We start from the raw sequence: 10474 nt of genomic DNA, 5'->3' as shown, positions 1-10474 counted from the left end.
TATCTGGCAGGCCGGCGAACCGGCCATTCCTGAGGTTGCGTGTCCGTGGCGCTCGCGCCGTCCGGCCTACTTCCAGTCGGCGGCTTCCGCGACGACCTCGTACACGCCGTCCAGATTCACCATGCGGCCCAGTTCGCTCTGGTTGATGACGACGTTGTAGGTCTTTTCGAGGGAGGCGAGGATTTCGATGGCGCGCAGCGAGTCCGCGTCGTGGTCCTCCTTGAAAAGGCTCGTCGCCGTGACGTCGGAGGGCTCGATCTCCAGAATGTCGCAGACGATTTCCTTGATGGTCTCGCGGCGTTCCGTGATGGTCGACGACATGTCGTTTCCCGCTTCCTTGTCGGAATTCAATGAACGATTCCGATGCTATTCAGACGGGGGAAAGAGGCTCAAGGCCGTGACCGTTTGCTGCCAGAGGCGGGGGGTGCGGGCCCGATGGGCGGCCGGTGCTGACACTTTCCGGCCGCCGGAGGTGTTCGACCATGGGGAACCGCTGCGGCCCCCTTCCGTTACCGGTGCTCCGCCCCGGGCGTCCCTGCTCCCGGCGCCCCTGCTCCGGGCGTCTCCGCTCCGGGCATGCGGAAGGCCGCCCGACGGGAACCTGAATCCCTTCGGGCGGCCTGGTGCTCCCGGCGCTCAGAGGCGGGTCGTTCTCACTGGCAGGAGGCGGCGCCGGGGGTCAGCCGGGTGAGCCCTCCGCGCGCGCCCCCGGTCAGGGGCCGGCGGACCGCCCCTTTCGTACCGCCGTGCGTCAGCTGGAGCACCGCCGCGTCGGAGTGCGCCGGGCGGTGGGACGAGGAGGGCGACAGCCGGGGCTCGGTCGCCGCCGCCTTGCGGTGCGAGGGCTGGAGCAGCCCGGCCTCGGCCGCGAGGACGCCCGCCTGGAAACGGGACTTGGTCCCCAGGACGTCCAGGATCCCCGCGACATAGCGGCGGTAGGTCCGCACCGAGACGCCCAGCTCGCGCGCCGCGGCCTCGTCGGTGCCGCCCGCGTTCAGCCGCTCCAGGATGGCCGCGGCCAGGTCCGGACGGTCCGCGCTGCCGAGGTCGATCCGGTCGCGCGGCACCGTGCCGTGCCGCCAGGCGCTCAGGAACAGCCCCTGGAGTGCCTCCAGAACGGGCCGCGCGTGCACCAGCGAGGCGTGCCAGCCGGGCTCGGTGCGCACCAGCACGACCTCCCCGTCCACGATGATCGTCTCCAGATAGGGCACCCGGGCCACCCGGATCTGGAGCCTGTCGTCCTGGCCCAGGAATTCACGGAACGCGCCCTGTTCGAGCGCCGCGTGGGTGCACACCACCCGGGCGCGCACCGCGCTGCCCTCCGTGTCGAGCAGATTCCGGAGCGCGGCCAGCAGCCGTACCGTCTCCTCCATCTCGGAGGCGATCACCACGTCGATGGTGTGCCGGGCGCTGTTGATCAGCTGTCCGATCGCCTGTCTCACCACATCCGCACCGGGGCCGACGGGCACCACCAATCTGCTGCGCCGAGCCCATTCCCGGTATTTGGACACGGCCGTGTCGATGAGATCGCGAACTTCCCCAAGTGCCGCATCGAAATCTTCCCCCACGGTTCTTCCCCCAAGTCACTCGCGCCGGCCGGCGGTGCGGCCGGATTGGACCTACGCATTCGTGGTCCCGCGATTCGCTCCGTCACTCTCCTGAGGCAACAGGCCCAGCTGCACGGCCCGCGCCCCGGCCTGAAAGCGGGAACTCGCGTCGATCTCCCGCATGATCTCGGCGACATAGCGCCGGTACGTCCGCAGCGGGATGGCCAGCTCCCGGGCCGCCGCTTCATCGGTGCGGCCGTCACGGAGGGACTCCAGGATCCGCCGGCCCGTCTCGCTGCGCGCCCGGCCGGCCTCCGCCCCGGGCTTCGCGGGCGCGGCGCTCAGCCACCCCGTGGCGAACAGCGAGGAGAGCGCCCCGGCGGAGGCCGCGTCCGAGATGAGCGACGCCTGCCGCCCGCCGCCCGGGCGGTCCGTCCAGAGCACGGCCGCGCGGGAGTCGACCACCACGGTCTCGCTCAGACAGGCGTCGGCCACCCGGATCGTCTGCGAGAGGGCCGAGTCGGCGAGGGCCGCCCGGAACGCCCTTGAGTGCACCACGTGCGCGGCGCACAGCAGCCGCATCCGCGCCTGATGTCCCGAACGGCTCAGCAGCTCCAGCGCGATGGCCTCCACCTCGGAGCCGGCGGCCTGGACGATGATCCCCACATCGGACCGGGCCGAGTCGATCAGCTGGCCGGAGACATCGACCGCGCTCTCCCCGGAATCCAGGACGCGAACGGCCCCCGAGACTTCCTCGCCGTCGCCCTGGGTGGACTTCATCAGCTCTTGCAACCGTAATAAAGCCCGGCTGACTTCATCGTCGACCGGGTTCCTTTCCGGAGGCCCCGGCAGCGACTTGGACTCCCGATTAACCACTGTCCCCCGCCCGTTGTTTCGAACGTTTGAACGTCGTATGGAGGCTAACTCCTCATGCTGACCAGGGTCAATGAGGATTGTTTGGCGAAGTGTCAACAAGGGGCCCGCTATTGCCTATCCGGATCCGCCGGGTAAAGGTATTTCCATAAGTGCGATATCGTCTTTGTGCTGCCTGAAATGTATACTTTGAGGCTTGTGTGCTCTCGCTGCAAAGCGGAGTGAAGCATTTCGCGACGGTCGCGGCGGCGGGGTGAGGTGACACCTGCCACCCGGACACAGGGCAACCCTCAATTTATGGGCCCGCGCCACCAGGCGTGAATATTTCGCAGGAAACTGCCGCCGGCTCGCGGTGGCATCGCCCGCGCACGGCCCGATCGTCACTCATGGTCATGGGATCGAGTGTCAACTCGGCGCGCCGTGACACCTCGTGATGTCCTGTCCCGTCTCGTCCCGCCCCATTGGCAGGCAGGTGCCACACGCTTCACCCGCTCAACCGTCATGGCTAGGCTTGCCGCGCGCCCTCACGGCCCTTTGCGGGCGGCAATGGAAGTGGATGGCATGATCACGACAGTAGAATCATCCGCGATGCCCGAGATGCCCGCCACCGTGGACATCTGGTGGTGGCTCACCTCGGGCCCCGACGGCCCCGACCGCCCCGCCGATCCCTCGGTCCTCGGCCCCGCCGAGCACGCCACCGCCGCCCGGCTCCCGCCGCACCGCGCCGCGGAGTACATCGCCTACCGCTCCGCCGTACGCCACACCCTCGGCCATCTCCTCGGCGCATCCCCCGCGAGCCTGGCCTTCGGCCGCCGCCCCTGCCCCGAGTGCGGCGACCCCGACCACGGGCCGCCCCGGGTCACCCACCCGGACAACTCCCTCTGGATCAGCATCTCCCACACCACCGGCTGCGTCATGCTCGCCGTCGCCCCCCACGAGATCGGCGTGGACGTCGAAAAACAGCGCCCCCTGCGCTCCCCCGACCTCGCCGCCCGCGTCCTCACCCCCTCAGAACGCGCCCACCTCTCCCACGCCCCCGACCCGGCCCATTACGACCGCGCCTTCCTCACCTGCTGGACCCGCAAGGAAGCCACCCTCAAAGCCGTCGGCATCGGCATCGCCACCGACCTCTCCGCCCTCGACTCCCACCCCGCCACCCCCTCCCCGGCCCACCTCACCACCACCGTCCAGGGCCCCCCGACCTCCTGGCACGTCCACGACCTCGCCCTGCCCGACCCGTACATCGCGGCGGTGGCGCTGCCCGCGGACGCGGGCAGCGGGCTGAGACTCCGCGAGGGCGTCAGGACGCCCTCAGCCGCCGAACCGCCTCCATGAGCCCCCGGCCCTCGGCGCAGAGCGGCTCAAGCCGGTCGATGATCCCCTGCCGGAACTGGTTCTCCGGATTCGCGATCCGCTCCCGGACGAGATCACGCGACTGTTCGAGCTGCTCCCGGTACTGCGCCAGATTGTCCGTCAGATGATCGATGACATCGGTTCCCTGCACACTGGCCGTCAGGGTGAACTGCTCCTGGATCGCCGCCGCCTCGGAGTCGATCCCGCTGACCCACTCCTCCTGGAGGACTTCCAGCGCGCTGGCCCTGCCCCTGCGCCGCTGCATACCGAGAAAGACCAGGGCGGCCACCCCCGCGACGAAACCGGCGGGCGGGAACAGGGTGCCCGCCGCCGCCAGGCCGTACAGCCAGCCGCCGCTCGCCGCCACCGGAGTGATGATGCCGACCAGCGCCGCCGCCCGCGCGACCACATCGTGCCGGGTGGTCGACCGCCGCGAGTGCTGGGGCACCGAGAGGGAGTTCACATCGAAGGTGAACTCCGGCAGCCGCCCCGCGAGTTCCTTGTCCCCGAAGGTCTGGTCCACCGCCTGGGCCACATCCTGCTTGAAGGCGTTGAACTGCTCGATCCATATCGTCGCGGGACCGGCCGGGGACTCCAGCCAGCTGTGCAGCAGCTGAGCCTTCGAGACCTGGATCTGGTTCGCCCTGACCGGCTTGTTGAGATCGGTCTCCCTGATCGCCGTGTCCAGCGAGTCGTGCAGATGCCCCGCGAGCCGGTTGAACGGCCGGACCGTCCGCCCGATGCGATTCTGAAGCTTCCGCTCAAGATCCTCCCGCACCCGTGGCAGGGCCGTGTCCAGCAGCTCCAGCTGACGCTGCTGGCTCTTCAGCAGTTTCCTGAGCTCATCGAGCTGAAGGCGCTCGGTCCGCAGCCGCTCCTCCAGCAACTGGTGCCGAGGGCTCAACAGGGCCTCCGCCTCGATCGCCACGGCCGAGATGTGCCGGGTACCGGTCCCCGTGCTGATCAGACCCTCGATCTCCTGCCGCAAGGTGTCCATCCGGCTCTCCGCGCGCTGCCGCCGCGCCGCCGTCTCCGCCCCCTCCAGACTGAGCTTCGCCGCGCGCGCTTCAAGCGCCGGGGACACCGGAATGAATCCCCTCCCGATGAAACCCAGATCCGGCTGCCCGTCCGGCAGCGCGAAATTCTCCCTGAGATAGGTGTTGTTGCGGGCTACCGTCGCCTTCCACTCCGGAACATTCCGAAGGTCGAGATTCGACGCAGCGTCGATGGCGGTGACGACCCACACCACCCGCTTCCCGGACAGCTTGTAATGGTCGTAGAGCACCCGGATCAGCGTCAGATCCTGCTCCGAGAGCGTACGGCCCGCGTGCGAGACGTATATGAAACAGTCCGACTCGGCCATCGCCAGCCTGACGATCTGCTCGTGAATCGGATTCGGGGAGCCATAGCCGGGAAGATCGTAGAGCTTCGCCGGCAGCACGGCCCCGGCCAGCAGGATCTCCAGCTGCGCCACATCCCGCCCGCGATGCGCCCTGAGCCGGTCGGTGATGTCCGCCCCCTCCATGGCGTACGCGGCGATCACCGAAGGCGCCGGTGAGTTCCCGACGTCCTCCCACTCACCCTCGTTCGAATCGGTGAAGGACGCCCGCAGAAATCCGGTCCCCGAGGCGTCGACGGCGACTGATCCGTCCACCGGCACCACACTCGCCGGACAGGCGGTGGTCGGGACGGGCGAGGAAGGCAGCAGCCCCACGAACTTGTCCCCCGGCTCGCCCTCCGGGGTGAGCACCTCGACCAGTTCCAGTCCGCCCTGCAAACCACTCAGCAGAAAACTCTTCCCGGACGAGAAGGCCCCGAAGAGCCCCACATTGATCAGGGCCGAGGCGGTTCGCGTCCTCAACCGCTTCACCGTGCCGATGTCCTCCGCCAGCTCCTCCGCCCACCCCTCCGGCGTCTCGGGGGCGGAGGACGCGGAGTCCAGCCACAGCACACTCCGGTCCAGCACCGCACGCAGCTCTTCGAGCGCTTCTTCCACATCTCTTGGCGTGGTCACGGAATCGGTATAGCGCAGACGAGGCCGGCCGGTGGGCGGTTTGGGACATCGATCTTCGCAGCGCGAAGCTCAGCCGTAGCCGTAGCCGTAGCCGTAGCCGTAGCCGGGACGGGCCCGGGGCAGCGGCCGGGGAGCCGAGGAGTACCCGGCTCCCCGGCCGGGCTGTCAGTTCAGGGCCGCGTCCAGCAGTGCGGCGACGTGGGTGACGGTCCGGTCGTGGAGGTGGGGGCCGATGATCTGGATGCTGAGGGGGAGGCCGTCGGAGGTGGTGCCGATGGGGAGGGTGGCGGCGGGGAGGCCGACGGGGCCGACGAGGTTGAGCCAGGTGGTCTGGTCCCAGTAGCCGCGGCGTTCGCCGTCGACGGTGATGTGGCGGTCGGGGAGGGGGAGGAAGGTCTGGTCCGGGACGGCGGCCGTCGGGGCGGAGGGGGTGATGAGGACGTCGAGGTCGGTGAAGTAGCCGGTCCATCGCTCGCGCAGCTTGCGGCGTTCCTCGTGGGCGAGCATCCAGTCGCGGTGGCGCATGGTGCGGGCCCGGAGGAAGGCGGCCCCGGGGGAGCGGTCGTCGGGGGTCAGATGTGCGGCGGCGGTGGTCTCGGCGGCGAAGGCCTCGGGGGAGGCGCTCGCGGAGGAGCCGGCGTACATCAGGGACTGGAAGAGACGGTCGGAGGAGGCCATGTCGGTGGGCCGGGTGGTGTCGTCGACGGGGGAGCCGAGGTCGTGGAGGGTCTTGGCGACGCGCTCCAGCAGGGCCAGGGTCTCGGCGTCGACCCGGCAGTACGGGTCGTCGGCCCAGACGCCGACGCGGTACTCGCGCAGCCGCCGCCGACGGGGGGCGGGCAGATTCAGCCGCCAGGCGGGGCTGTCCTCGGGGGAGGGACCGGCGAGGACGTCGAGGGCGAGATCGAGATCGGCCGCGCTGCGGGCGAGGGGACCGAGCACCAGCATGTCCGAGGTCGTGAGCCAGCCGGGCGGGCGGGGGATGTGGCCCCGGGCCGGCACGATGCCCTGGCTGGTGCGGAGGGAGTGGACGCCGCAGTAGTGCCCCGGCAGCCGCAGCGACCCGGCGAGGTCGCTGCCGATGGCCAGCGGGCTCAGATACGCGGCCACCGCGGCGGCCGAGCCGCCCGAGGAGCCGCCCGCCGTACGGGTCGGGTCGTGCGGATTGGGCGTGGTGCCGAAGAGCGGATTGCCGGTCTGGATGTCCTGGCACATCGGCGGGGTGTTGGTCTTGCCGAGGACGATCGCGCCGGCCGCGCGCAGCCGCGCCACGGCGTCGGCGTCCCGGCCGGGCACATGGTCGGCCAGCTCCGCCGATCCGCAGGCGGTGCGCAGTCCCTCGGTCTCCAGCGAGTCCTTGACGGTGACCGGGAGCCCGAGCAGCGCCCCGCCCGCCCGCTCGCCGTCCCGTCCGTGCTCCCGTCCGTGCTCCTGTCCGCGTCCGCGTTCCCGCGCCCGCCGCTCGTCCGCCGCCTCCGCCGCCGCCAGCGCTCTGTCGCCGTCGAGGGTGACCACCGCGTTGTACTCCGGGTGCGCGGCGATGCGTTCCAGATGCGCGGCGGTCAGCTCCCGGCTGGAGATCTCGCCCGCCTCCAGGGCTCTCAGTTGCTCGCCGGCGGAGAGGTGGGTCGGGTTCATGAGCGAACGGCCTCCTGTTCGGCGGGTGCGGTGGGGAAGTGGGCGGCGATGCGCAGCAGCGCGCGCAGATCGTCGTCCGGGGTACGCAGACTCTCACGGCTGTCCGCGTCGGCGTACTCGGTCGGGGTACGGGGGGTTCCGTCGCGGCGGTGGACGGTCAGCGCCGCGCGGAGCTGGTCCGCGGTGACGGCGGCGACCAGCTCCTCCCCGCCGAGACCGGCCGCGCGATGGCGCTGCTCGGAGGTGTGACGTACCGACTCCTCCAGACGGTGCCGCAGCGCCCATTGGGCGTCCCGGATCTCCACACCCCGGCGGTACAGATGCCAGCCGGTGTTCCGGACGAGCGGGAGGGCGGCGGGGCGGGCGGGCTGGAGCGCGATGGTGGGCACGGCCTGGTGCAGGGCGTCCCACAGCGGCGTCAGGATCCGGTGGTCGCGGCGCGCGCGCCGCCAGGCCCGTGCCTGCGGGACGGCGTGCACGGCCAGGGTCGGGACGAAGAACCCGGTCAGGGCGAGTGTGGTGCCGCCGTCGGCGCAGAGCCAGGCGAAACTCTCGGCCGCGGGCGGGGGCGGGGTGAGGTCGAACAGCGCGGCCCCGACCCCGGCGAGCCGGACGGCGCTGTAGCCGAAGGTCAGCACCGCGCCGGCCGCGACGACGCGCAGCCCGCGGGCGATCCACACCTGGTCCGTCCGGCGGGCGGCCTTCCAGCAGCCCACGGCGAGGACGGTTTCGCCGATCAGGTAGACGACGGCGTAGAGGGCGAGATACGCCTGATAGGCGCCGGTGTGGATGTAGTTGGCGGTGAAGCCCTGCGGGGTGGTCCGGCCGGCGGGGTCGAGCTGGAAGAAGAGCACCGTCAGCGCCAGGACGACGAGCGCGCCCGCGGCCAGGGACACCCGGGTGTGTTTACGGGCCCTGTCCGGCGGCAGCGCCCAGTGGGCGAGGACGACCGGCTGGAGGGCCAGCAGCGCCACCACGGAGCAGAACGCGGCGAGGATGCCGGTGGAGGGGCGGCCGGTCAGTTCGTCCAGCAGTCTCCACACCGGCTCCATGGAGACGAGGAAGGAGACGGCGGAGAAGCCGTAGACCCCGGCGAGCGCGGCCAGCGCGGGGTCCCGCCGCAGATGTCTCGGCGGGCAGAGCAGAAGGAGGAATCCGCCGACGGCCAGGGCGAGACACAGGGGGTGGAGCAACTGCTGCACGGGCGCTACCTCTTCCCTCGGAGCAAGGTCTCCGCCACCCGGCCGTGGCCTGCGGCGCTCCGGCCGGAGCCGTGGACATGGCGCTGGAGATAGGAGCCGATCAGTTCGGCCTCCCGCTCGTCCCGGTACTCGTAGCTGGTGCGTCCCAGCATCATCTTCACCACCGCCGGGTCGATGGCGGTCACGAGCCGGTCGGCCACCGGATTCCGCTCGGGCAGGGTGGCGGGCGGTGGCAGGGGTGAGAGGGGTGACAGGGGTGACAGGGGCAGGCTTCCCTGGTGGTCGCGCAGGATGTGCGCCATCTCGTGCGCGAGGATGTGGTCCTGGTGGGCCCGGCTGGTTCCCTCGTTGACGAATATGTAGTCGATGCCTTCCGCGGTCCTCAACCACATGCCGCACAGCCCCTCCCGCCCGCCGTCCGAGGGGGCGGGCAGGAGACGGATCGGGTACCCCGACAACTCCTCGACGAAGGGGATCAGATCCCGGACGCTCTCTTTCGGCGGCAGCTCCAGGTCACGGACGAAGCGACGACAGTCGCGCTGTAACTGGTCCCGCCGTCTCACAGCGCCTCCTCACCGCTCCTCACCGCTCCTCACAGTTCTTCGCCCGGGCTCTCGTCGTCGGCGAGAGCCGGTCTGCCCTCTCTCTCCCGGATGTGGTCGATGGCGGCGAGGATCTCCTCCATGCTCTGGGGCGACAGCCCGGCGACCCGGGTCGCCACCCGCTGCACACCGCTCTCCCGCAGCTGCCGGACGAACCGCAGCTCGGCCCCGACCTTCTCCGCGACGTCGTCGTCGAAGAAGTACGTCACGGGGACGCCGAAGAACGACGCCAGCGCCTCCAGATGCCGTCTCGTGGGGTTGTCCCGCCGACCGGTCCGCAACTGCCACAAGTAGACATGGGAAAGGGAAGGGCCACCGCGTTCGCGGAGCAGCGTGGCGACTTCCTGGTTCGTGTACGGACCACGACCTGGTGGATGAATCGTTTCGAAGAGCCTGTTCAGGCGCAGGTTGAACCCGTCTTCCGCCATGGCAGCCTCCCTTCTGCGATTGACCTGGGCTTGACTCTGTAACAGCGGCCGTGCCAGATTAGCTGAGATTAAAGGGGCGATCCAGCGGGGCCAACTCCGGCTGCTCGGAGGGCGATTCGCGCGGTCCGGCCCCTGTGGCCCACCGCCCTCGCGGCGACAGGCGTCATCACCGCATCGCCAAGGGTTTCGCTGTGTCTGTGCGGGCATGGCGAACTGCCCACTGAACAGACTGCATCCGGTCGATTCGGACCGAGATGGGCGTCGAGTAGGGCTGATCGGGCCGCTACGTAAAGCGCCACGGGTGAATTGTTAACGCAGAACCGAGCTAGGGGGAAATGATGTTCTCAGCCACCTTCTCAGCCATCGACACGATAGGCCGGGCGAGGCTCGACTCCACGCCCCAGGAGGTCAAGCGCCAGTGGGACCCCGGCTATACGAAGCGTGACGACCTCCTGTCCGTGCTCACCGCCGGACGGCTCCATTTGTAACCCCCCGGACCTCCGGCGGCACGGGTCCTCGCGGCGGCGGCACGAAGCCTGACGCGGAAGAAGGGGCTGGTGTCATGGTTCCAGCAGTGGGCGGGGATCGAGGAGCAGGCGCTACTGGAACGCGGCTTGGGCGGACCCGAGGCGACCAGGGGCCTGCTGGACGACCTGCTGGCCAAGGGCCGTCTCCGCGATGTCGAGATCCAGATCATGCCCCTGCGCCAGGAGGACCACTCCGGCTTTGAAGGGCCGATGTACCTCGCGGAGACGGAGGGGAACCGCTGGGTCGGCTATATCGAAGCCCATGCCCCCTTGCCCCAGAGACCGCCAGG

Annotated in this window: 10 protein-coding genes and 1 pseudogene; 3 read left to right on the top strand and 8 right to left on the bottom strand. The window is 70.1% G+C overall.

Annotated features, from left to right (window positions below):
• Nucleotides 1–66 precede the first annotated feature (66 nt).
• From IE247_RS16025 to IE247_RS16015, 3 genes are all read right to left on the bottom strand, one after another.
• Nucleotides 67–321, bottom strand: coding sequence for an acyl carrier protein (locus IE247_RS16025; RefSeq protein ID WP_190123790.1), 255 nt, complete (start codon nt 319–321; stop codon nt 67–69).
• A gap of 332 nt (nt 322–653) precedes the next feature.
• Nucleotides 654–1442, bottom strand: coding sequence for a helix-turn-helix transcriptional regulator (locus tag IE247_RS16020; protein ID WP_190123789.1), 789 nt, complete (start codon nt 1440–1442; stop codon nt 654–656).
• Nucleotides 1443–1619: 177 nt separating this feature from the next.
• A complete protein-coding gene (locus IE247_RS16015) occupies nt 1620–2327 on the bottom strand; it encodes a helix-turn-helix transcriptional regulator (RefSeq protein WP_190123788.1) in 708 nt (235 codons plus the stop codon).
• Between the two features lie 681 nt (nt 2328–3008).
• On the opposite strand from IE247_RS16015, the gene IE247_RS16010 reads away from it, so the two are divergent.
• A complete protein-coding gene (locus IE247_RS16010; protein ID WP_190123787.1) occupies nt 3009–3755 on the top strand; it encodes a 4'-phosphopantetheinyl transferase family protein in 747 nt (248 codons plus the stop codon).
• Here IE247_RS16010 and IE247_RS16005 read toward each other — a convergent pair.
• The 5 genes from IE247_RS16005 to IE247_RS15985 all read right to left on the bottom strand — a co-directional run bounded on the left by IE247_RS16005 (nt 3721) and on the right by IE247_RS15985 (nt 9657).
• Entirely contained in the window at nt 3721–5787 is a 2067-nt protein-coding gene (locus IE247_RS16005) for a hypothetical protein (RefSeq protein WP_190123786.1), read from the bottom strand. The two genes, IE247_RS16010 and IE247_RS16005, sit on opposite strands and share 35 nt — an antisense overlap.
• A gap of 165 nt (nt 5788–5952) precedes the next feature.
• Nucleotides 5953–7425 carry an amidase gene (locus IE247_RS16000; protein WP_190123785.1) on the bottom strand — a complete coding sequence of 491 codons (1473 nt, stop codon included), beginning with the start codon at nt 7423–7425 and terminating at the stop codon, nt 5953–5955.
• Nucleotides 7422–8627 carry an MAB_1171c family putative transporter gene (locus tag IE247_RS15995; RefSeq protein ID WP_190123784.1) on the bottom strand — a complete coding sequence of 402 codons (1206 nt, stop codon included), beginning with the start codon at nt 8625–8627 and terminating at the stop codon, nt 7422–7424. Before IE247_RS15995 ends, IE247_RS16000 begins: the two co-directional genes overlap by 4 nt.
• Before the next feature lie 5 nt (nt 8628–8632).
• Entirely contained in the window at nt 8633–9190 is a 558-nt protein-coding gene (locus tag IE247_RS15990) for a hypothetical protein (protein WP_190123783.1), read from the bottom strand.
• Nucleotides 9191–9219: 29 nt separating this feature from the next.
• Complete coding sequence (locus tag IE247_RS15985; protein WP_190123782.1) at nt 9220–9657, bottom strand: XRE family transcriptional regulator; 438 nt, start codon at nt 9655–9657, stop codon at nt 9220–9222.
• Nucleotides 9658–9995: 338 nt separating this feature from the next.
• Here IE247_RS15985 and IE247_RS15980 point away from each other — a divergent pair, with 338 nt between their 5' ends.
• Both IE247_RS15980 and IE247_RS34300 read left to right on the top strand, forming a co-directional pair.
• Nucleotides 9996–10145, top strand: coding sequence for a hypothetical protein (locus tag IE247_RS15980; protein WP_190123781.1), 150 nt, complete (start codon nt 9996–9998; stop codon nt 10143–10145).
• A gap of 6 nt (nt 10146–10151) precedes the next feature.
• A pseudogene (locus IE247_RS34300) lies at nt 10152–10442 on the top strand (Scr1 family TA system antitoxin-like transcriptional regulator); the annotation flags it as partial.
• Between the last annotated feature and the right edge of the window lie 32 nt (nt 10443–10474).

Source organism: Streptomyces inusitatus (genome assembly GCF_014651115.1).
Lineage (GTDB): Bacteria > Actinomycetota > Actinomycetes > Streptomycetales > Streptomycetaceae > Streptomyces > Streptomyces amakusaensis.
Note: the sequence above shows the minus strand (reverse complement) of the source record. Positions and strands in the feature narration are given on the sequence as shown.

Coding starts and splice junctions, on each gene's coding strand:
- IE247_RS15980 (WP_190123781.1), top strand. CDS start 9,996: ATGTTCTCAGCCACCTTCTCAGCCATCGACACGATAGGCCGGGCGAGG.
- IE247_RS16015 (WP_190123788.1), bottom strand. CDS start 2,327: ATGAAGTCCACCCAGGGCGACGGCGAGGAAGTCTCGGGGGCCGTTCGC.
- IE247_RS16010 (WP_190123787.1), top strand. CDS start 3,009: ATGCCCGAGATGCCCGCCACCGTGGACATCTGGTGGTGGCTCACCTCG.
- IE247_RS16000 (WP_190123785.1), bottom strand. CDS start 7,425: ATGAACCCGACCCACCTCTCCGCCGGCGAGCAACTGAGAGCCCTGGAG.
- IE247_RS16025 (WP_190123790.1), bottom strand. CDS start 321: ATGTCGTCGACCATCACGGAACGCCGCGAGACCATCAAGGAAATCGTC.
- IE247_RS15985 (WP_190123782.1), bottom strand. CDS start 9,657: ATGGCGGAAGACGGGTTCAACCTGCGCCTGAACAGGCTCTTCGAAACG.